At 72.3% G+C, this 21,867-nt stretch carries 20 protein-coding genes; 16 read left to right on the forward strand and 4 right to left on the reverse strand.

Annotation, left to right across the window (positions count from 1 at the left end; genetic code table 11):
• Positions 1–51: 51 nt before the first annotated feature.
• Together CC117_RS02550 and CC117_RS02555 are read right to left on the reverse strand one after the other, a co-directional pair.
• Positions 52–2,076 (reverse strand): hybrid sensor histidine kinase/response regulator, encoded by a 2,025-nt coding sequence (locus CC117_RS02550; RefSeq protein WP_071082267.1) that lies wholly within the window; start codon positions 2,074–2,076, stop codon positions 52–54.
• Positions 2,077–2,212: 136 nt separating this feature from the next.
• Positions 2,213–3,373, reverse strand: coding sequence for a phosphatase PAP2 family protein (locus CC117_RS02555; RefSeq protein WP_241829765.1), 1,161 nt, complete (start codon positions 3,371–3,373; stop codon positions 2,213–2,215).
• 595 nt (positions 3,374–3,968) lie between these two features.
• Between CC117_RS02555 and CC117_RS02560 the strand changes: the two genes are divergently transcribed.
• Both CC117_RS02560 and CC117_RS02565 read left to right on the forward strand, forming a co-directional pair.
• A complete protein-coding gene (locus CC117_RS02560; RefSeq protein ID WP_241829766.1) occupies positions 3,969–5,537 on the forward strand; it encodes a response regulator in 1,569 nt (522 codons plus the stop codon).
• A 174-nt stretch (positions 5,538–5,711) separates the two neighbouring features.
• Entirely contained in the window at positions 5,712–6,527 is an 816-nt protein-coding gene (locus CC117_RS02565; RefSeq protein WP_071082115.1) for an SDR family oxidoreductase, read from the forward strand.
• Positions 6,528–6,598: 71 nt separating this feature from the next.
• Here CC117_RS02565 and CC117_RS02570 read toward each other — a convergent pair whose 3' ends face one another.
• Entirely contained in the window at positions 6,599–7,018 is a 420-nt protein-coding gene (locus CC117_RS02570) for a hypothetical protein (protein WP_241829768.1), read from the reverse strand.
• A gap of 397 nt (positions 7,019–7,415) precedes the next feature.
• On the opposite strand from CC117_RS02570, the gene CC117_RS02575 reads away from it, so the two are divergent.
• A complete protein-coding gene (locus CC117_RS02575; RefSeq protein WP_071082118.1) occupies positions 7,416–8,177 on the forward strand; it encodes an SDR family NAD(P)-dependent oxidoreductase in 762 nt (253 codons plus the stop codon).
• A 26-nt stretch (positions 8,178–8,203) separates the two neighbouring features.
• Here CC117_RS02575 and CC117_RS02580 read toward each other — a convergent pair whose 3' ends face one another.
• Positions 8,204–9,085 carry a TIGR03854 family LLM class F420-dependent oxidoreductase gene (locus CC117_RS02580; protein ID WP_071082120.1) on the reverse strand — a complete coding sequence of 294 codons (882 nt, stop codon included), beginning with the start codon at positions 9,083–9,085 and terminating at the stop codon, positions 8,204–8,206.
• A gap of 155 nt (positions 9,086–9,240) precedes the next feature.
• Here CC117_RS02580 and CC117_RS02585 point away from each other — a divergent pair, with 155 nt between their 5' ends.
• The 13 genes from CC117_RS02585 (at position 9,241) to CC117_RS02640 (ending at position 21,787) form a co-directional block, all read left to right on the forward strand.
• Positions 9,241–9,429, forward strand: a complete 189-nt coding sequence (locus tag CC117_RS02585; protein WP_071082121.1) for a hypothetical protein — start codon at positions 9,241–9,243, stop codon at positions 9,427–9,429.
• Complete coding sequence (locus CC117_RS02590) at positions 9,426–9,905, forward strand: hypothetical protein (protein WP_071082122.1); 480 nt, start codon at positions 9,426–9,428, stop codon at positions 9,903–9,905. Before CC117_RS02585 ends, CC117_RS02590 begins: the two co-directional genes overlap by 4 nt.
• A gap of 157 nt (positions 9,906–10,062) precedes the next feature.
• A complete protein-coding gene (locus CC117_RS02595; protein ID WP_071082123.1) occupies positions 10,063–11,949 on the forward strand; it encodes a hypothetical protein in 1,887 nt (628 codons plus the stop codon).
• A gap of 87 nt (positions 11,950–12,036) precedes the next feature.
• Positions 12,037–14,187, forward strand: coding sequence for a serine/threonine-protein kinase (locus CC117_RS02600; protein ID WP_071082124.1), 2,151 nt, complete (start codon positions 12,037–12,039; stop codon positions 14,185–14,187).
• Between the two features lie 249 nt (positions 14,188–14,436).
• A complete protein-coding gene (gene sigK, locus CC117_RS02605; RefSeq protein ID WP_071082125.1) occupies positions 14,437–15,075 on the forward strand; it encodes an ECF RNA polymerase sigma factor SigK in 639 nt (212 codons plus the stop codon).
• The gene (locus tag CC117_RS02610; RefSeq protein WP_071082126.1) at positions 15,072–15,794 is read left to right on the forward strand and encodes an anti-sigma factor; all 723 of its coding nucleotides are present in this window, start codon (positions 15,072–15,074) and stop codon (positions 15,792–15,794) included. Before sigK ends, CC117_RS02610 begins: the two co-directional genes overlap by 4 nt.
• A gap of 83 nt (positions 15,795–15,877) precedes the next feature.
• Positions 15,878–16,696: a class I SAM-dependent methyltransferase gene (locus CC117_RS02615; RefSeq protein WP_071082127.1), complete on the forward strand. Its 819-nt coding sequence runs from the start codon at positions 15,878–15,880 to the stop codon at positions 16,694–16,696.
• Positions 16,697–16,828: 132 nt separating this feature from the next.
• Positions 16,829–17,812: a DnaJ domain-containing protein gene (locus CC117_RS02620; protein WP_241829769.1), complete on the forward strand. Its 984-nt coding sequence runs from the start codon at positions 16,829–16,831 to the stop codon at positions 17,810–17,812.
• A gap of 184 nt (positions 17,813–17,996) precedes the next feature.
• Positions 17,997–18,143 (forward strand): hypothetical protein, encoded by a 147-nt coding sequence (locus tag CC117_RS37820; RefSeq protein WP_198541700.1) that lies wholly within the window; start codon positions 17,997–17,999, stop codon positions 18,141–18,143.
• 317 nt (positions 18,144–18,460) lie between these two features.
• Complete coding sequence (locus CC117_RS02625) at positions 18,461–18,955, forward strand: OmpA family protein (protein ID WP_241829770.1); 495 nt, start codon at positions 18,461–18,463, stop codon at positions 18,953–18,955.
• 5 nt (positions 18,956–18,960) lie between these two features.
• Positions 18,961–19,824, forward strand: coding sequence for a hypothetical protein (locus CC117_RS02630; RefSeq protein WP_071082270.1), 864 nt, complete (start codon positions 18,961–18,963; stop codon positions 19,822–19,824).
• Positions 19,825–20,137: 313 nt separating this feature from the next.
• Complete coding sequence (locus tag CC117_RS02635) at positions 20,138–20,623, forward strand: hypothetical protein (protein ID WP_071082130.1); 486 nt, start codon at positions 20,138–20,140, stop codon at positions 20,621–20,623.
• Positions 20,624–20,707: 84 nt separating this feature from the next.
• The gene (locus CC117_RS02640) at positions 20,708–21,787 is read left to right on the forward strand and encodes a hypothetical protein (RefSeq protein ID WP_071082132.1); all 1,080 of its coding nucleotides are present in this window, start codon (positions 20,708–20,710) and stop codon (positions 21,785–21,787) included.
• Positions 21,788–21,867 lie beyond the last annotated feature (80 nt).

A 21,867-nucleotide genomic window follows, 5' to 3' on the forward strand; every position in this document is an offset into this window, starting at 1 on the left:
CGCGAGGCGGGAGGCGGGAGCAGGGGCCAGACAAGGCAAAGGCCGACCAGCTCAGCCGCTGTCCGTCGGCCTCACGTGCCCGCCGGACGCCGGCTTGCCGTAGGCGGGCCTGACCGTCGGGGGTGCGTCGAGGACCTCCCGCACCTTCGACAGCAGCACCCGCTCGGAGAAGGGCTTGGTGAGCAGGGCCAGCCCGGGCTCGAGCGTTCCGTTCTGCGCGAGGATGGGGTAGGCGTAGCCGGACATGTAGAGGACCCGCAGCTGCGGGCGCCGCCGGCTGATCCGCTCCGCGACCTCCCGACCGAGTACCTGGGGCATGACGACATCGGTCAGCAGCAGGTGGATCTCGTCTCTGGTGGTCGAGGCCAACGAGATCGCCTCGGGCCCACTACGGGCGATGACCACCTGATAACCGTTGCGGGCGAGGATGCGCCGGGTGAGCTCCCGCATCGCCGGCTCGTCCTCGACAACCATGATTGTTTCGCCGCCGAACAGTTCCCCGCTGGCCGGAAGCTCCTCGGCCAGCGGCACCTCGCCCTCGATGGCCGGCAGCATGGCACTCACCGTGGTGCCGACGTTCACCGTCGAAATGATCTCCACGTGCCCACCCGCCTGCGTGATGATGCCGTAGACGGTCGCCAGCCCGAGCCCGGAGCCCTCGCCCTTCGCCTTCGTCGTGAAGAACGGCTCGAAGGCCCGCGCGATCACCTCCGGGTACATCCCGGTGCCGCTGTCGCTGACCCGCAGATGCACGAAGCGTCCCGGGCGCAGCCCTGGCTTCAGCGCGGCCGTGTCCTTGTCGACCCGCACGTTGGACGTGTCGATGGTCAGCGTGCCGCCGCCGGTCATCGCGTCCCGGGCGTTGACCGCGAGGTTGACCAGCACCTGCTCGATCTGTCCGACGTCGGCCAGCGCCGGCCACAGCTCGGGGTCGGCGTGGGTGTGCAGCTCGACATGCTCGCCGAGGGTGCGGCGCAGGAGCTGCTCCATGTCGTGCACGATCTCGTTGAGGTCGAGCGGGCGGGGTTGCACCACCTCCCGGCGCCCGAAGGCGAGCAACTGGTGGGTCAGCTGCGCGGCCCGGTCTGCGGCCCGCTGGACCTGCTCGATGTCGCGGCGGGCGGACTCCCAACGGCCGCCCTGCAGCTTGGCGGCGTCACCGACGACCTCGCCGACGAACGCCGTGTAGTTGATGATGACGGCGAGCAGGTTGTTGAAGTCGTGGGCGACGCCGCCCGCGAGCTGGCCGAGGCTTTCCAGCCGCTGCGACTGGTGGAGCTGTACCTCCAGCCGCTCCCGCTCGGCCTGGGCTCGCAGCCGTTCCCGCTCGGCCTGGGCCTCCAGCCGGTCGGTCACGTCCCGGATGGCCGCGGAGACGAGCAGCCCGTCCTCGGTCTCCAGGGCGGAAAGGGAGATCTCGGCCGGGAACTCCGAACCGTCCCGACGCCGGGCGGCCAGCTGCATGCCTGCGCCCATCGGCCGTGGCCGCGGATCCTCGAAGTAGCGGTCACGGTGTCGCGGATGCAGGGAGCGGGTCCCCTCCGGGACGAGGATCTCCACCGAGTTGCCGACCAGCTCGTCGCGGTCGTACCCGAACAGGCGCTCGGCCTGCGCGTTCACCAGCGCGATCCGGCCGTCGGGACGGACCCCGACAATCGCGTCCGGCGCCGCCTCCAGCAGGCCCCRGAACATCGCCTCGGCACGTTTGCGGCTGGTGACGTCTCGGATCGCTGCCGTGACGAACGTCCCCTCAGCCGTTTCGACAGCCGACAGCGAGATCTCGGCGGGGAACCGGGTCCCGTCGCGGCGCAACGCGGCGAGCTCCATGCCGGCGCCCATCGGCCGCGGCCGCGGATCAGTCAGGTAGACCGCCCGCCTGGCCGGGTGGGAGGCCCGGTACACCTCCGGGACGAGGATCTCGACGGACTGGCCGACCAGCTCGTCCCGCCGGTACCCGAACAGGCGCTCGGCCTGCGCGTTCACCAGCGCGATCCGGCCGTCGGGATGAACCCCGACAATCGCGTCCGGCGCGGCGTCGAGCAGACTGCCAGGCGGGACGTCGGCATATCCTGCCAACGACAACCCCCAGACGGTGAACGATGTGTCACACAATGACACATGGTAGCCCGGGTATCCGCAGGTCCTCGACCTCGTACGGCCGGACGGGCGAGTCTGTGCAGCGAACGCGCTGATCCTCGCCGGCAGGCCACGACTATGCCGGTGGCACTCCCCCGGAGCACGGCTCCACCACGCCCCGGGGCTCGCGCGAACCGTCCGCGGGCAGCGGAACGAGCCGGGCCGCAGCTCGTTGCGCCGTGGGGGCGCGGAAGCCACGACTCACCACGGCGGGAGCCTCCGTGCCCGGACCGCGACGGCCGACCAGGATCACCGCGCCCGCGACGAGCAGGGCACCCACGATGCCGTCCAGCCAGTAGTGGTTCGCCGTGACAACCACGACGGCCACGGTGGCCAGCGGCTGGATCAGCGCGAGCCAGCGTGCCCGGTGCCGCAGGATCGTCACCACCGCCCAGGCTTCGAGCACTGCCCAGCCGACGTGCAGGCTCGGCATCGCCGCGTACTGGTTGGCCACCCCGTCTGTCGCGTCGCTGTACGGGGRCGGCCCCAGGACCGCGCCGGTGTCGACCAGCCGCAGTGCGGGAACCATCTCGGGCAGGAAACGCGGCGGCGCCAGCGGGAACAGCAGATGGATCACCAGCCCGACCCCGGTAGCCAGGATGATCACGTTGCGGACCCGGCGCCAGTGCTCGCGGTGCCGCGCGAACACCCACACCAGGAGAAGGATCGCCGCGGGAAAGTGGATGCCGACGTAGTACCAGTTCGCCCCGCGTGGAATCCATTCGTGGGCGAGCACGGCTCCCTGCAGCACCGCCTCGTCCGGCAGGTGGAGGAACCGCTCGAGGTGCCAGACATCCAGCGCGTTGCCGAGCGCCTCGGGCTCCCGCCCGGTGGCCAGGTGCCGGCTGAGCCCGTAGCCGACATACAGCATCGCCAACAGCGCGACCTGCCCCACCGTGTAGAGGATCAGCCCTATCCGGGGGTCGACGCGCACCAGGCGCAGCCGGGCCCGGCCGGACCACCGCCCGAGTTCCGCTCCAGCGGCGACCGGCCCGGCGACGGCTGCCCCGGCGGCAGCCGGCCCGACCATGACCGGCCCGACCGGCCCGACCGAGGCCTGATCGGCTGGCGGGGCAGGCGCCGGGACCACCGCGGCCGGAACGACGGGAACGACCGGCGAGGGCCCTGACGAGACGGCCCGGCCCGGCGGCAGAGCGACCGGGACGAGCCCCGGCATCGCCTGCGCCCCGAACACACACCACCGCCGCGGCGGCGCGGCCGAAGAAGCACCGGCCATGTTTCCCTCCTCCGTCCACGGCTCACCCCGAACACGGCGTCACTCCGGGCACCGCCAAACGGAACAAACCACGCTGCCACAGAAGCGACAACCAGAGTGTTACCGAAGGGTCCGACAGTTCCGCGTCTCGCTGCCGTCCCGATCGGAACCCTCCGGACCGTCATAGTGGTCGCCTGAGCCGAGTCTCGCCCGAGCAACGATCAGATGCAGTAGTGCCAGCCCCCCGATCGGCCCTGGAGCCACCGCCCCCGGCGCCCGGCCGCGACACGGTCCGGCCCACCGTCAGGAGCCAGCGCGCGCAGCCGACGCCCGCGCCACGCCTCGACACCACCTGCACCACCAGCGCAGTCGGCACCGCCGCCGCCGGTGGCCCGGGCCGTGCCCGGCCTCGGTGGCACGGCCGGTCCGGGTGCCGCGGCCGCATCGACTGTCGCCTTCCAGACAGGACGGTGCCAGCCCGAGGGACAACCGTCCGGGCACCGCCGATCGGGGTGTCCACGCAGGCCGCCGGCATCTCCGGGGAGGCAGTCCGCCCCGCGGAGGTGGTGCCAGCACCCCCTGCCGCGGTGGCCCTGGCCTGCTGGCACCGAGGGTGGTGAACCGGCTGAATGGTGCCATGGCGCGCAACGGCACGGCGGGCGACGGACCAACGGGCGACACACTCACCGACGCATCGAGCGGGGCACGGACGGGACACATCACCGTGCTGCTCGCCGACGACAACCTCATCGTGCGGGAGGGCGTCCGGGCACTGCTGTCCCAGGTCGCCGGCATTTCGGTCGTCGGGGTGGCCGCCGACCACGACGACCTGGTGCGCTCCGCGGGCCGGCTGCGCCCGGACGTCGTCCTGACCGACATCCGCATGCCACCCGACTTCACCGACGAAGGCGTCCGGGCAGCACAGCGCATCCGCGCGGCGAGCCCGGCGACGGGCATCGTGCTCCTCTCCCAGTACGACGAGCCCGACTACGCGATCGCACTACTCCGTGACGGCGTGTCAGGCTATGCCTATCTCCTCAAGGAACGGGTCGCCGACCCGGACCTGCTCGCGCGGGCCATCCGTGAGGTCGCCGCCGGGGGTTCGCTGCTGGACCCCGCCATCGTCGCCGCCGTGATGACGCCTGTCCGCGAATCCGGAACGCTGACCCCGGACCAGGAGGAGCTGCTGCGCGACGTCGCCCACGGGAGGCCCGTCGCCGACATCGCGGCCCGACACGGCGACACGCCCGCCGCCGTGAACGCGGCGATCGACACGCTGCTGCTCCGACTCGCCCAGGATGCGAGCTCGGGCCAGGCCGGAGCGCTGCGCCGGCTGCGCATGCTGCACGAGGCCCTGATGAAGCGCGAGGAGCAGGACGCCGCGCTCGCCCGCCTGCTGCCGAGCGGCCTGGCGGAGAAGCTGCGCGACGACGCCGCGGCGGCCGGCCGGGCCGAACGGCTCGTCGTCACCGTGCTCATGTCGGACGTCCGCGGCTACTCGGGCATTGCGCAGCGGACCGATCCGATGGTGCTGGCCCACCAGCTGGACGAGCACCGGCGCGAGATGAACGCGGCGATCCTGGCCGAGGGCGGCACCGTCCTGCAGTACGCCGGGGACGCGGTCATCGCCGTCTTCGGCGCACCGAACCCGAGCACCGACCACCGCGAGCGCGCGGTGCGGGCCGCCGACGCCATCCACCACCGGCAGAACAGCCTGAACGAGCGGTGGACCGCACGGGGGCTGGCACCGTTCGGACTGGGTGTCGGGGTCTCCACCGGGGAGGTCGCCGCGGCCCTGCTGGGCTGTGACGCCCGTCAGGAGTACACCCTGGTCGGCGACACCATGAACCTGGCTGCGCGGCTGCAGACGATGGCCGAGGCGGGCGAGACGATCCTCAGCGCGGCGACCGCGACGGCAGTGCCGAGCGACGCTGTGGTTCCGCTGCGGCCGCAGCCGGTGAAGGGCCGCGTGGGCGAGGTGCATGCCTTCCGTCTCGCCGCGCTGCCCGCCTCGATGCCCGCCTCCGTGACCGTCTCGATGCCTGTGCCGGCCTCGCGGCCCGTCCCTGCCGCGCGCGCCGTACCCGCGGAGGCGCAGCGGGACGGCTCGGGTCCAGGACGGAGACGGGCCGGCGGTGGCAAGGGTCCGCGGCGCCGCCGGCTGCACCTGCGCTCCGCCGCCTGATTCATCCGGTGCCCCGGCCAGTTCGGCGGGGTCCGGAGCAGCCGGTCGGGGAGGATGGTGCCCGTCGGGCGACCGAGCCAGCCGGAACCGGAGGTGCCGGAGGTGCCGGAGGTGCCGGAAAGGCCGGCCGGTTCGGCCGCTGCGGGCGCAGCGGAACCTGATCGGAGGACCGGAATGGCGAATGCACAACCATCGGCGGCGGGAACGGGCCGAGGCGTCGCCGTGGTCACCGGTGGAAGCCGTGGCATCGGCGCGGCCTGCGCCCGGCTGCTCGCACGGGCCGGGTGGACGATCTGCCTCACCTACCGGGCCGAGCAGGAGGCCGCCGCGGCGGTCGCCCGGGACTGTGACGCGGCGGCCCGGCAGTTCCGCGCCGAGCACGGCATCACGGATGAGCCGACCCCGGCCGTCGCCGTCGGCGCGGACATCGCCGATCCAGCGTCCATCCCGGGGGTGTTCGCCACGGCGGACCGGCTGGGACCACTCACCGTGCTGATCAACAACGCGGGTGTCACCGACCGGCAGGCCCGGGTGGACGAGATGACGGCCGACCGGCTCAGCCGCATGTTCACCATCAACGCGATCGCGTCGATTCTGTGCGCCGGTGAGGCTGTGCGCCGGATGTCCACCCGGCACGGCGGGGCAGGCGGATCGATCGTCAACATCTCGTCCGCGGCGGCCCGGCTCGGCAGCCCGGGGCTGTACGTCGACTACGCGGCGAGCAAGGGGGCCGTCGACACCTTCACCCTGGGTCTGGCCCGTGAGGTCGCGGGCGAGGCCGTGCGGGTGAACGCGGTGCGCCCGGGCATCATCGCCACCGACATCCACGCGACGACCGGCGACGCGGACCGCCCCGCGCGCATGGCGAGCAGCATCCCGGTGGGCCGCCCCGGCAGCGCCGACGAGGTCGCCGAGGCGGTCGCGTGGCTGTGCTCGCCGGCCGCCTCGTACACGACCGGCGCCATCCTGGACGTCACCGGCGGTCGCTGAACCCTCCCGCCAGGGCCCGCAGGGCCGTAGGGCCCGGTGGGCCCTGGCGGGCGGGAGGGCGCCGGTGCCACCTACCGGGCCGACGGCGGGCGGAACATGATCAGCGCGGTCGGGTTGCGGCGGGCGTAGCGCAGGGCTGCCCGCTCGCAGGATCCGCTGACCCATTCCAGCGTCCACTCGACGTCCACCAGGCTCACGACGTCCGCGACCCGCTGCTGGAACTCGTCGTCGACCTCCTGCTCGGCGCTGCGGRACGCATAGGCGACCCCCTCCATCCCGAACGCGCCGTACATCCCGGTGGACCATCTCGCCCACCGTGACCAACGGTCACGTACAGCCACGACGACCAGTCGCGAACCCATCCGCGCCGCGAGCTCCGCCGCCAGCAGGACGTCGGCGAGATCTCCGGCGTCTCCGGCGCGTAGGCCCACGATCACATGACTGCCCGACGTCGTCCGCGTGGCGAGTCGACGCCCCTCCGCCTGCTCCACGGCTCCTCCTCCGCCCGCGCCATCCCGGCCGAATCCGGCCAGGAAGGATGGCCACGATTGTGATGTGTGTCGCCTCAAAGGGGAAGTGCCGTGGCGGACCGATTTTTGACGGAGTCATCTGCTACGCGCACTGAGACCATCGCCCTTCACCCTCGTCTCCGCCCGTCCCTCCGGCCGGCCCACTCGCACCATGCGGCCTGGTTTCCGTCTCCTGGTTCTGCCCAGATCCGCTGGTGCGTACGCGGATCTGTCGCGGCCGAGGCCCATCAGGGCCGACAATCATGGGCTCCGGGAACATCGGGCCAGCTACCGGCCCGCGGCGGAACGTAGCCATCTGCACACCGTCCGATCACGTCGGGCGGGACCGCCGAGGACTACCCGGAGGCGAGGAGCTGACATGTCGGTGCTGGACAGATTCCGCCTGGACGGCAAGGTCGCCGTCCTCACCGGTGCGTCGTCCGGCCTAGGTGTCGGCTTCGCGCGGGGGCTGGCCGAGGCCGGCGCGGACCTCGCGCTGGGCGCGCGGCGCACGGACCGCCTGGCCGCCACGGCGGCGCTGGTCGAGAAGGAGGGCCGCCGCGCCATCAGCGTCGGCACCGACGTCGCCGACCCGCAGGCCTGCCAACGACTCGTGGACGAGGCCATGACCGCCTTCGGGCGCGTCGACATCCTGGTCAACAACGCCGGGGTCGGCTGGGCCTACCCGGCGGTCAGGGAGTCCCCGGAGCAGTTCCGGTCCGTCATCGACGTCAACCTCAACGGCTGCTACTGGATGGCGCAGGCGGCCGCACGGGTCATGCAGCCGGGCAGCAGCATCATCAACATCTCGAGCGTGCTCGGCATCAAGACCGGCGGGCTGCCGCAGGCCGCCTATTCGGCGAGCAAGGCCGGGCTGCTCGGGCTCACCCGCGACCTCGCCCAGCAGTGGACGGGCCGGCGCGGCATCCGGGTGAACGCGCTGGCGCCGGGCTTCTTCGAGACCGAGATGACCGACCAGTACCAGCCCTCCTACCTCGCGTCCCGGACGGAGAGGATCCTGGCGGGACGGTTCGGGAACGTCGAGGAGCTCACGGCGGCGCTGATCTTCCTCGCCTCGGACGCGGGCGGCTACGTCACCGGCCAGACCCTCGTCGTCGACGGCGGCTCCACCATCACCTGACCCGGCTGGCCCCGACCGCCGCGCGGTCAGGTCTGCAGCGGCATCAGCTCGCGGACGAAGCCGTCCAGGAACTCCGGCCATTCCGCCTCACCGATGGCCGGATACACGACGAACTTGCTGACACCGGCAGCCGTGTAGCGGGCGATGAGGTCGCGGGCCGCCGCCCAGCCGAGCGGGACGAGATCCGCCGGATCGGTGTCCGGCTGCCGGGCCCGCAGTGCCGCGACCGTCGCCGGGGGCAGCTCACCGAAGGTGATCCGCAGGCTCAGCCCGAAATGATCGGGGTCGATCTGTCGGCCGGCGGACGCGGCGGCCTCGTTGATCGCGGTGATGCCGGCGGCGGCCTGGACGGGATCGACGAGGCTGGCCAGCCAGCCGTCACCGAACCGGCCGATGCGGCGGAGGGCGGCCGGTGCGGCGCCACCGAGCCAGACGTCGAGCGGACGGGCCGGGCGGTCCCCGATCCCGATGTCGGTGACGTCGAAGAACTCGCCGTGGAAGGTCACGGAGTCCTCGGCGAGCAGTCGACGCAGCAGCAGGAGTGCCTCGTCGAACACCGCCCCCCGCTTCCCGGCGGGCACCGGGAAGGCTCCCCGGTCGCCGCTTCGCGCCGGCGCGAGCCCGAACACGGGGAGCACGCGCCGCGGAGCCACCGCGGCCAGGGTCGCGAGGTGCTTGGCGAGCAGGACGGGGTTACGGCCGGGGAGCACCGCGACGCTCGTACCCACCTTGAGGGTGCTCGTACGACCGAGCGCAAAGGCCATTCCGGCGAGCGGGTCGACGGCCTCGGTCGAAAGCTGTTCGGACAGCCACAACGAGTCCACACCCAGCTTTTCGAGCACGTCGACACGTTCCGCGAACACCCCGCCGGGCACCGAGGCGAAACCGACTCCGATGCGAATCTTCACGGCTCAAGCCTAGGACGGCCCGGCGCCAGGCGCGGCTGACGCGAAGCACCGCCATGGGGCTCACAACCACCCCGGTGGACTATCCGTGATGGCGTCGACAACTGGGCAAATCGGGGCATTGACCCCAGCCCGGGGGTCGGAGGAGCGTGGCGGGAATGGGCGACGTCGGCAAGCCTGAACGCATCGTCGAGGACGAACCGATCGGATTTCCCGACGAGGAGCCGCTGACGGCTCCCGGGCCGGTCCCGACCCTGCCAGCACCGGTCGAACCCGCAGGGCCCGCGGAACCGGCGCGACCGCTCGAGCCCGCCGAGCCGGTGACGGCGCCCGCGGCGCCGGTGTGAGCCTGCTCGGCTGGCGCCAGTGGGCGGTGGATGGTGACGGGCTGCTGCGCCCGGCCTGGACCCCCTGGTCGCCCTTCCCGTCCGGGATGCTGCTCTGGCGCCCGGACGGTCTGACCGAGGCACACTGCCTGCGCGCCACGGCGTCCGGGCAGGACCCGCCGCACGACCGACTACCGGCCGAGGACTGCCTGTGCGGCCTCTACGCCTGGCGCGACACCGCTCTCCTGGCGGCAGCGCGGCTGCCCCGGTGGACGAGGCTGCCCTGCGTCATCGGCGCCGTCCGGCTGGGCGGGCGCGTGATCATCGCCGAGCGCGGCTACCGGGCCCAGCGCGGCTACCCGGTCGCTGTGTTCGACCCGCGCGGCCTGGTGTCGCCCCGTTACTCGGTCGCGCGCTACCGCACCTGGTCGGCACTCGTCGCCGAATGGGACGACCAGCACCCCCTCACCCGAGGCCCGAACCTGCACCAGGGCTAGGGTCTTGTCCGCACACAAACGGACCATTTTGCCCCAAGTGCGCCTATATGCGGCTCCAGCCCTTTCTCGGCGGGGTCGCACTGCGCACCGGCCAGGTCCGTGATGATCGGGACGGGGTCGCGGCCACCGGGCATGTCCCGTGGCGAGGGGGAGCGGCATGACAGCCGGCACGGACGAATCCGGTCCGATGGGCGCCGGGCACCACCCGGCACCTRCCAGCTGGACGGCTCGCGCGCGGGCGGCGCGGGTGCCGCTCGCCGTCCTCGCCGGGTACCTCGTTCTTGCGTTCATGCTCTTCCGCGCCGCGTGGGCGGATCCCGGCGGTGTGGTCTACGGCTACAGCGACTCGATCCTCTTCGCCTGGTACCTCGGCTGGATCCCGCACGCCCTGGCCGAGGGACTCGACCCGTTCGTCACCTCGCACCTGAACGCCCCGGCCGGCACCAACATCCTGTGGAGCACGCCCGTCCCGCTGCTCGGTCTGCTCGCCGCGCCGGTGACGGCGATGTTCGGCCCGGTCGTCAGCCTGAACCTGCTGATCACCCTGGCACCGGCCCTGTCCGGCTTCATGCTGTTCCTGGTCCTGCTGCGGTGGGTGTCGGCGCCGCCCGCCGCCGTCGCCGGCCTCCTCTACGGCTTCGGGCCGTACATGATCGGCGAGTCGTACGGCCACCTGCACCTCACGTTCGCCGTCTTCCCGCCGCTCCTGCTCCTGCTGCTCGACGACCTGCTGGTGCGCGGGCGGAAGCCGGTGCGGACCGGAGCACTGCTCGGGGTCGCCGTCGCGGCGCAGGCGATGATCGCCGAGGAGGTCCTGGCGACGTCCGCGCTCGTCGGCGGGCTCGGTCTGCTCATCGGCGGGCTGACCCATCGCCAGCTCGCCCGGGCCCGGGCCGCCGCACTCGGGCGCGGGCTGCTGACCTGTGCGATCGTCGCCGGCACGCTGCTCGCCTGGCCGCTGGCCGTCCAGTTCCTCGGCGCCCAGCGGGTGCACGGGAACATCCAGCCGCACAACGTGGCCGTCTCCGACCTGTTCACCTTTGTCACGCCGACCCCGGCCCAGCGGCTCGCACCGGACACCGCGCTGCGTCACAGCAGCCGCTTCACCGGCAACGCGGTGGAGGTGACCGGCTATCTCGGCATCCCGCTGATCATCGCCGCGGCGGGTGTCGCCGTCGTGCTGCGGCGCGATCCGCTGGTCGCGCTGTTCTCCCGGCTGGCCGTGGTGACGGCGCTGTTGTCGCTGGGCGGGCATCTGCACGTCGACGGGCGGACGACCCGGGTCCGGCTGCCCTGGCTGCCCCTGGAGAGCCTGCCCGTCATCAACAGCGCGCTGCCGTCCCGACTGGCCCTGTACGTGATGATGTTCGTGGGCATCGTCGTCGCGGTCGGCCTGCACCGCGCCGCCGGGGTGGCGCCCCGTCCCTGGGTCGATCCCCCGCAGACTGTCGATCCCCCGCAGACCGCCGGCTCGCCTCCGGAGACAGGACACCCGCCGGGCGGACGTCCGCGGGCCGCCCGTCACCGGACGCCGCAACGTCGCTCCCGCGCGGCGCTGGTGCTGGTCACGGTGGTGATGCTGGTTCCACTGGTGCCTCGCGACCATGTCACTACGCCGGCGACCACCCCCGCCTTCTTCACCGGTGACGCCGTGCGCGCCGTTCCCGAAGGGGCGACGGCCCTGGTGCTGCCCTACCCGTATCCGGCGCGCACCGAGGCGATGCTGTGGCAGGCCGAGGCCGGGTACCGGTTCCGCATCGCCGGCTGCTACTGCACCATTCCCGGCCCGGACGGCCGCGCTGCCTTCAACGCCTGGACGGATCCGCTGAACAGCGTCCTCGTGGCCATCGAGCAGGGCCGGGCGGACGCCGCGGCCGTCCTCGCCGACCCCACCGTCCGCGTCGCCTTCGACGCGCTCGCCCCGGACGCGGTGATCCTCGGCCCCACTCCCGGGCACGACGAACTCGCCAGCCTGGTGACCGGCCTCGTCGGCTTCGGACCGACCGTCGTCGACGGCGTCAGGCTGTGGGTTCCGCGGCGCTGACCCGATGTCCGCGATCCGTCCTGCTGCCCCGTCGCCAACCGCCGCCTGAGATGCTGGCCTGGTACAGATATGGGCCGAGGGGGTCAGGTGGCAGTCGGTCCGGGTGGTGCACGGTTCGTGGCGGGCCGTTACCGGCTCGTGGCCCGGCTTGGAGCCGGCGCGATGGGAACCGTCTGGCGTGCCTTCGACCAGGTTCTGGAGACCGAGGTCGCRCTCAAGGAGATCGAGTTCGCCGGCGGGGTGCCGAGCGCCGAGCGGGCCGAACGCGTGGAGCGGGCGATGCRCGAGGCCCGGCATGCCGCCAAACTGCGCGCCCACCCGCATGTGGTGACCATCCTGGACGTCGTCCTCGAGAACGACCTGCCGTGGATCGTCATGGAGCTGGTGCCGTCCCGGTCGCTGTTCGAGGTGGTCCGCGACACCGGCCCACTGCCGGTGTCGGACGTCGCCCAGATCGGCATAGCCGTGATCGACGCCCTGGTCGCCGCCCGCGACCGGGGCATCGTCCATCGCGATGTGAAGCCGTCGAACATCCTTCTCGGCACGGACGGCCGCGTGGTGCTCACCGACTTCGGCATCGCGACCGGCGACGGTGACCCGACACTGACCGTGACCGGAGTACTCGGCACCCCGCTTTACATGGCACCCGAACGGCTGAACAACGCTCCGGCCAACTTCGAAGCCGATCTGTTCAGCCTGGGCGGCACGCTGTACTTCGCGGTCGAGGGACATCCCCCGTTCGAGCGGGAGAGCTTCGGCGCCATGCTCACCTCGGTGCTGCTCCATCCACCGACGCCGATGCGGCTCGCCGGCCCGCTGACGGGCATCCTCACCGGTCTGCTGGAGAAGGAGCCGCAGCGGCGGCTGCCCGCCGGTGCCGCGCGGTCGATGCTCGCCGACCTGACCGGAACGGACCGGCCGGTCGGGACGTCCGAGCGGGCCGGGTTGAGCGAGACCGGCTCCCGGACCGGGACGACCGTGCTCGGCGCGCCGTCCGGGGCCGACGGTCCCCTCGGCGCCTCTGGTCCGTCCGGGGCTGTCGTCCGCGCGGACGGCCTGGGCTGGCGTGCACGCGCTGGCGGCGGCGGTCCGGAACCCGGGCAGCAGACACCCACCCTCCCCGATCCCGACGCACCGACGACGTTCGCGGTGCCCGTTCCGGCGCGGTCCCGGCAGGCGGGATCCGCCGCGGCCGCAGGGACGTCGGTGGAGCCCCCGAGCCCGCCCGCCCCGCCCACCCCGCCCGCGCAGRCCACCGCCCAGCCTCCGCAGGCCACCGCCCAGTCTGCGGAGCCCCCCGTCCAGCACGCGGGCTCGCCCGGTCGGTCCGGGGGGGATGCCGCCCCACCGCCGCCGACGGAGGTCACCGTCGCCGAGCAGGACGGAGCGTTGCTGGTCTCCTGGGCACCCGCACCGGGCGCCGAGACTTACCGCGTGGTCCGGGTGACCGCGGACCCGACATCGGCGGCCGGGCGGCGGGAACGCAGCCTCGGGAGCACCGCCGCGACCCAGCTGTTCGACGCCGGGGTACCCAAGGGGGTCCGCGTGTGGCACGAGATCGTCGCCGTCGGGCCCCGGTCCACCGGAGCGGCCAGGTCGGCGCCGGCACCCGGCCCGGCGCGGACAGTGCTGCCTCCCGTGACCGCCCTGCGCGCGGACATGGCTGACGATGCCGTCGTCCTGTCCTGGCGTCCGCTGCCCAGCCACGACGAGGTCGTCATCGAGCGGACCCACGACGAGACGTCGTCCGTCCGCGGAGCGATGCGGCGGTACCGCGGGTTCAGGGGTGGTTTCGTCGACAGCGACGTGCAGGCCGGCGCTGTCTACCGCTACCGCGTGTGGGTGGCCGCCGGAGAGGAGTCGGACGGGCTGCGGCCCGACAGCTACGCCGAGGTGACCGCGAAGGTCATCGCCAGGCCCCGCGCCGTGGTGGATCTCGAGGTCCGCGACACCCTCGGCGGGACGGTGCTGCGGTGGACGACCGTGCCCGGCTCGGTCGTCCGCGTGTACGCGACCGAGGCTCCCCAGCAGGCGGGCCTCGCGGGCACCGGCCCGTTCGGACCGGCGGACCGGGAGGTCAGCCTGGACTCCCTCCAGGGCCGGGCCCGGATCGTCGGGGAGAGCCGCCGCGGGCGGCTCGTCGACCGCGGCGTCGGCGGCACGGTTGTCTACACCCCGGTGAGCATTGTGGAGAACCGCGCGGTGATCGGCGAGGCGATCACCCACACCTCGGTGTAGCTCGGGGCAGCCCGGGGCAGCTCCGGCCGTCAGCTCGGGTCGCGGGCAGGTGCAAGATCGGTGCGGGTGCGGCCGGCGCAGAATTTCCCGGCCCGCGGGCAATCCGTCGGCCGGTTGGCGCCGAAGTACAAGTGAGCACCGCCGGCCGCGGAGCCGCCGGTGATCGACCCACTGGTGACGCGGCGCGGGTGGCGGTGCCACCGGCCCGGCCCGGCCGGCTCTGCTCCCACGATCCGGAGGACCCGCCCGATGCAACGACAAGCCGACGACGACGGGCGCGTCCTGCGCGCTGTCGCTGGTCATGACCCCGGTGGTGGCGCCACCAACGAGGGGGCGCCGGACGTGGAGCAGTTGCTGCTACGCGCCGGGCGCGGCGACACCCATGCTTTCGCAGCTGTCTACGACCAGCTCTCGGCACGGGTGTTCGGGCTGGTCAGGCGGGTCGTTCGGGACCCGTCCCAGGCCGAGGAGGTCACCCAGGAGGTCTTCGTCGAGGTCTGGCGGCAGGCGAACCGGTTCGACCCGGCGCGGGGAAGCGCCGCGGGTTGGGTCTGCACCCTCGCGCATCGACGGGCCGTGGACAGGGTGCGGTCCGTGCAGGCCGCGACCGAACGGGAGTGGCGGGTCGCCGCGGCGGCACCGCGGGATGGCGGGACCGGCTACGACGAGGTCGTCGAGCAGGTCGARCTGCGCCTGGAGTACGAGCGGCTGGGCCGGTGCCTGGAGGGCCTCACCAACCTGCAACGCGAGTCGATCTCACTCGCCTACTACAGCGGATACACCTACCGGGAGGTCGCGGAGCTGCTCGCGACACCGGTGCCGACCGTGAAGACCCGCATGCGCGACGGGCTGATCCGGCTGCGCGACTGCCTGGGGGTGGGGGCATGACATCGCCGGAGGCACACACCCTGATCGGCGCCTATGCGCTGGACGCGGTGGACGWCACCGACCGCGCCGAGATCGAGGCGCATCTCGCCGCCTGCCCGGAGTGCGCGGCGGAGCTGGCCGAGCTGCGCGCCGTCGCCGGGGTCCTCGGYGGGGCGGTGCCGCGGACGCCGCCGGCCCCACTACGCGCGGCGGTCCTGCGGGAGATCGCGGGAACCCGCCAGCTCCCCCCGCCCCTGTCAGGCCAGCGTCGCCGCGGCCAGCGCCGCCCGCTGGCGGTGGCGATCGCCGCGAGCGCCGCCGCCGTCATCGCTCTCGTGGCGCTCGGCGTCGTCACCGGGGTGACGATCGACCAACGTCGCCAGCTCACCGAGGTGCGGGCCGAGGCAGCGGACCTCAACGCGGTCACGTCGGAGCTGGCGGCCCGGACGGCGCAGCCGATGACCGGCGGCGGGAACCTCGCGGTGGTCGCCGCGGCGGACAAGGTGTTCGTCGACATCCGTGACCTGCCCCCGCTCCCCGCCGGGCGGGTGTACCAGCTCTGGGCCGCGGATGCGAAGGGTGTCCAGTCAGCCGGCATCGTCGCGGGCAACGCCGGGCGAAGCACCCGGTTCATGACAGTCAGGAAGGAGGTGACCTCGATCAAGGTCACCGTCGAGCCGTCCGGTGGTTCCACGCAGCCGACAGGCACGGTTCTCGCCTCCGCTCCGCTGCCCCGCTGACGCGTACGGAGCTCCTCTTCCCGCTGAACCGGCGTGAACCAGCGTGAACCGGCGGGCCCGGCCCTGGCGGGCGTGATGCGAGCATGTCGGCCGTGAACATCTCCACCGGCCCCGCTTACGGGTACACCGACATCGACTCCGACGGCGCCAGGGCCGCCAACCGGCACTACTGGGACAACGAGGCCGCCGCCTACTACGCCGAGCACGGAGACTTCCTCGGCGACGTCGACTTCTGCTGGAGTCCGGAGGGACTGCGCGAATCCGACGTCCACCTGCTCGGTGACGTGGCCGGACGAACCGTGCTGGAGGTCGGCTGCGGCGGAGCCCAGTGCGCGCGGTGGCTGGCCGGCCAGGGCGCCACGGTCATCGCCACCGACCTTTCCACCGGCCAGCTCGCCCAGGCGCGCGCGCTCAACGAACGCACCGGGGTGCCGGTTCCGCTCGTCCAGGCGGATGCGATCACTCTCCCGGTGCGGTCGGGGAGCATCGACATCGCCTGTTCGGCGTTCGGAGCGGTCCCGTTCGTCGCCGACAGTGCCGCGCTGATGAGCGAGGTGGCCCGCGTCCTGCGTCCGGGAGGCCGGTGGGTCTTCTCGACCACCCACCCCTTCGTGTGGTGCCTGCCGGATGCCCCCGACGCCAACGGGCTAGTCGTCTTCCACAGTTACTTCGACCGACGGGCGTACACAGAGCATTCCGAGGGCGGCGAGCCCGTCTATGTAGAGGCACACCGGACGATGGGTGACCGCATCCGGGAGATCGTCGCCGCTGGCCTGCTGCTCATCGACGTCATCGAGCCGGAATGGCCTGAGGGGCACGACCAGGAGTGGGGCCAGTGGGGCCCCCTTCGCGGGCAGTTCGTTCCGTCGACGTCGATCTTCGTCACGGCCAGACCGCACTGACGGCGACCGACCTTCGGGCTATCCGTGGCGCCGCTCACCGCGACGGGGACAGGCCGATCCGCGAGATCCGGCCTACGGTGGGGACCAGGTCGACGCGACGCCCCACTGCACGGGCGCCGGGAGGTGATCGCCATGCGTGATACGCCAAAAAGCCAGTCGGCCCAGTACTTGCGGGCCTCGATGTACGAGGTGCTCGGGATCGCACCCACGGCTTCGGACGAGGAAGTCCACGCTGCCTATCGCCGCGTGGTGAAGCGCGCGCATCCGGATGCCGGTGGTTCGCAACGCGCGTTCCTCCGGGTGAACGCGGCATACCGGGTCCTCAGTGATCCCGGGATGCGGCGTGCCCACGATCTGTGGCTCGCCCATCTGCTCGACGGCTACGACCAGCCGGGTCGTTCCGGTGGAATCCGGCCGTCGGACGGGCGGGGCGCGCCCGACGGTCGCCACGCCGCGGACGGCCGGCACCCGGCGACCGGCCGGCCAGGCTCGAACGGCCGGCCAGCCCCGGGCGCGAGCGGCTCAGGTACGAGCGGCTCGGCTGCTGACAGCCCGGCCGCGGGCGGACCGAGCACGGGCGGCTGGACCCCTGCGGCGGACGGCACCGGGCCGGGCACCCGGTCGCCGGCCGGCGACCGGGCCGGCTCTGGCGCGGGAGCGGGAGTCAGCAACGACTACGCCTCCGGCCGGGATTTCCCGGGCGAGGCGGACGAGTCCGGGCGTCGCAGGTTTCCGGGCGGCCGGCGGCGCTCACGTCGTCGCTCCGAACCCACGGACGCCTTCGGCTGGACCGGCGACCCGGCCCAGACCGGGCCACCCGGCCAGCCGGACCATGCCGGCTACCCTGACCACCCCGGCTGGACGGCGGGCGGCGGGCTGGGGCAGCCGGATTCGTGGAGTGCCTGGTCGGACGACGATGCGCTGCCCTCGTGGGGTGCGGACCGGCCGGCACGGCGCAGGTACCTGATCTCCATGACGCTGTGCCTGGCGCTGTTCGTGCTCTCCGGCGCGGTCATCCGGCTCTACTCGGTTCCGGTGGCGCTCGGCATGATGGCGGTCGCGATGTTCATCCCGCCACTGGCGGTCTTCGCGGTCAACGCGTCCCGACGTCGCTGAGCCTCGGAGCCGGCACGGCCCTCGCTCCTCGGCTCCGGCTCCCGGGCCGACTCCGTCGTGACGCTGTGGGGCGTCCTCGACCTTCGGCGGGGTCTCCGGATCCGGGCTGACGCCGGTTCGTCGGTCCAGCCAGCCAGCCGGCTGCTGGGCCGACGGACCGACGGGTCCGTCTTCGACGGATGGTGTGGAGCACGCGAGCGCCGGCCACTCCCGCTCCACCCGCTTCGACACCACCCGCTTCGACACCGGCTGCTCCAGAGCTGACCGCCCCACGGCCGGCACCCTCGCGACGGGCGCCGAGTTCGCCCGCGAAATTCGGCATGAAATATGACAGAACGCCCCGGAACTGCGAGGTACACGTTTTCCGCATCCATGGTGCACGCCCCGGAGCACAGCGCGTGAACCGGATTCTCCGGTAGCACCCACGAGGCGCCCCCGACCGCCGGCAGCCATCACCACAGCCCTCGCGACGTCAACACAGAACGCCCCCATCCCACTGTTGACACAACACCCAAGCCTGGGTGAAGCGGGCCTATTCGGCACGGTTATGGTTGGTGCCGCACTCGCTGTTGGGGGCCGACCGTGTATCACGCGTTTCGCACCGCCGGACGTGCCGTGTCCAGAGGACGCCGGCTACCCGGAACTTCGGTGTGCACACCGCTCGCGCTTGCCGTTTTCCTGGGACTAACAGCAGCTTGCTCCAAGGACGCCGCCGCGTCCACCTTCACCCCTGCGCCGCATGCCACCAGAGTGCCACCGGCCGTGGTCGCGGACCCGCTCCCACCGCTGGGCAACTTCATCACCCAGGCCGACGGCAGCCGGGTCTCCACGGTCAGTGCGGACTACCTGTTCGACGCCGACAGCGACGTCCTGCGGCCCGAGGCCGCCACCGCGCTCGCCGGCATCGTCCCCCAGATCCGTGAGCACGACGGGCGCGTCCAGGTTGTCGGGTACAGCGACGGGCTCGGGGCCACGGAGCACAATCTCGAGCTCTCCCGGCGGCGCGCGAGCGCCGTCCAGGCGTATCTGGCCGGGCAGGCCATCCCGGCCTCGCTGCTCGAGGTCCTCGCCAGAGGCGAGCAGGGCGCCGCCGACAACGTCGCGGACGCCAGCCGGCGCCGGGTAGAGATCGTGCTGAGGTGACCGGGATGCGCAACGGACGCAGTCGCCGCCGCCCCAGCCGCCCCCGTCCCCGCAGCCCTCGGCTCGGCCGCGCCGCCGGTGTGCTGGCGGGAGCCGCGCTGCTGCTTGCCGTGCCGACGCTCGCCGGCTGCAGCGCCATGGACACGATGCTCGGACGGGAGACCGGCGGCGCCATCGACTGCAGCCGGTACCAGGACGATCCACCCGAGGGCGGCCAGAGCGCCCCGCTCCTGATGCTCTACCTCGACATCTCGGACAACTCCGCGGCGAGTGCGGCCCGGATCTCGCAGGCGGTTCGGCCGTACTTCGACACCGCGCTGCGGGAGGGCCAGTACATCCGCCTCGTCGCCGGCAGCGGCGGGACCACTGGACTGACCCACTCCGACTGCCTCGACGGCAGCAAGCTGTTCAGGATCGACCGGAACAACGGGACCCGCGAGGAGAAGGACCGCGTCGCAGCCGTCGACGCGCTCACCGAGGAGGTCGACCACCTCGTCCAGAGCGAGCGCGTCAGTCCGACCGGAAGCGTCACTCCCCTGCTCGCCGGGGTGAACGACGAGATCGCGACCCTGCGGGGCGGCCCCGGGGTCAGCATCGGCGCGGTGACCGTCGTGGTCTGGAGTGATCTCCTGGGGTCCGGCGAGGCGTCCGACTGCCTGAACGTCGACGGGAAGAAGGCGTCCATCCAGATCGCCGAGGCGATGGTGCGGCGCTGTTTCTCCCCCGACACGCAGCAGCTCACCCCGATCGCGGACAGCAGGGTCCGCTTCATCGGTGTGAACGCAGGGGCGGTCACCAAGCCCCAGCAGGACATCGCCCGCTACCTTCGGGGCGAGCTGTGCCGACGGATCAGCAGTGACTGCGGCTGAGATCGCTCCCGGCACCTGGACGGATCATCCGGGACAGGAACCGGGGCCGGGGTTCGGGCCAGGGCCGAAACCGATGCCGGAGGCAGAGCCGGGAATGCTGCCGCGCGCCGGCGGAACGGCGTCCACCGGCGCGTTCACCGCCAGTGCCTTCAGGCCCGGCCCCTTCACAGCCAACGCGTTCACAGCCGGCCCACCTGGCACGGCTGGCCCGGCTGGCACCGGGACCCCCACCGCAGGAACTCTCACCGCAGGACCGCCCACCGCCGGGGCACYCCCGCCGCGGACGGCCGGCGCAACCGCAAGGAGACGGCCGATGGGCGCCCTGTTCGAACCCGAGGAGCAGCACTTCAGCCCCGCACTGATGCGGTCGACGGTGGTCATCGCGACCTGCCTGGTCCTGCTCGCGCTACTGGAAGCCTGGGTCTGGCTGACCCTGTCATCCCCGTTCGCCCGGGTCTCGGTGACCGGATCGATGATTGTCACGGCGGTGAGCTTCTTCATCGCCGGAAACACCTTCCGGCTGCGCGACATCCGCCGCCGGGTCGGCAACCGGGCGCGTGCCGGCCGGATCGCGCCGATCGACGCCCTTTCCATTCTGCCGCCCCGGGAGACGATCGCCCGCCGCTTCATGCTCGGCGCGATCGGCGCCATCGTCGGGGTCGGAACTCTCGTCCTGACCATGTTCTTCGCCGGCGACGAAACGGAAGGCGCCCGCGAGGCGATGGTCGCCTCGGTGCTCGGAATCGTCACCGCCATGCTCTGCTTCGTGGGCGGGACCTTTGCCCGTCCGATCGACTGACTGCCCGATACACCGCACGTCGTCGGACGCCCGAATCCGGACCCCGTTTCCGTGTGACCCGAACCCGGAAAGAGAGACTGTCAGGTGCTGCGCAGAGGAAATCGGCCAGGACGCCTCGCCAAGCAGCTCATCCGTCAGGTCGGTGACGCTGATATCGCGCTGGCCGGAGCCGAGACGCGCCCGAAGGTCCTCAAAAGTCTGGAAGAGGCCGAGGTCCAGGAGGTGCGGGCTGCCGTCCGCGCGGACGCCCGGACACTCGAGGAGCTGATCGCCGGGCTCCGCATGGAGATCGACTCCCGGGCGGAACGTCGCGAGCGCCGGACCGAACTCGTCAAGCACAAGGTGGAACAGGGCCGGCTGTGGCGCAGTGTCGGCATCCAGGAGCGTATTCCTCAGCTGCACGCCGCCCCGGCGGTCCGGTCCCTGGTGATGGTCGTGCTGGCCGCTCTCGACTTCACCGTCTTCGCCGAGGCCTACAGCGTCATCACCGACGCCGAGGAGTACAGCATCAGCTGGTTTCTCGGCGGCATCCTGGGGATCGCGGTGTTCATCGCCGGCATGGTRCTCGCCCATGCCATCAAGGGTGCGATCCTGGCGCGGGCCCAGTCCCAGCTCCTGCGAGCAGCGGACGCCGGGACGGTGCGGGTGGACGGTGAGGTCCGCGAGCAGCTCGTCACCTCACGCACCTCCGTGGCCGCACTCGCCATCACCGCGCTCGTCTTTCTGCTGCTGTCGGTCGCGGGCATCCTGGTCCGTATCCAGGGCGCGTCGAGCGACACCGGCGAAGGCCCGGCTTTCCTGCTCACCGCTCTCATCCCACTGGTGGCCGTGGTCGTCGAGCTGTACCTGCACGACCCGACCGAGCGCGACGAGCCGATGCCGAACCTCGTCGACCGCCGCCTTGAACGGCGCCTCGCGAAAGCGGAGCGGCGGCTGCRCATCGTCGCCGCGCAGGTGGAGGCCAAAGTCGCGAAGATCGAGAAACTTTACCGCGTCGAGGAGGCGATCCTGGACGTCGAGCAGCGCGACATGGGCATGCGCCACACCACCGATCTCGTGCTCGGCGGTGGGCACCAGATTCCCGCGGCGGCCACGAACGGGCGTTCGACCGAAGCCGACCGGGAACATCTGGAGAAGACCCTCAAGATGGCGCGCCGCGCCTGATCCCGCCCGTGCCCGCGGACGTGGCCGCGGGTGGCGTCCAGGAGGGCCGTCCTCGGTCCACGAACGTATGTGCCGTTCGG

The organism is Parafrankia colletiae (assembly GCF_001854655.1).
Lineage (GTDB): Bacteria > Actinomycetota > Actinomycetes > Frankiales > Frankiaceae > Parafrankia > Parafrankia colletiae.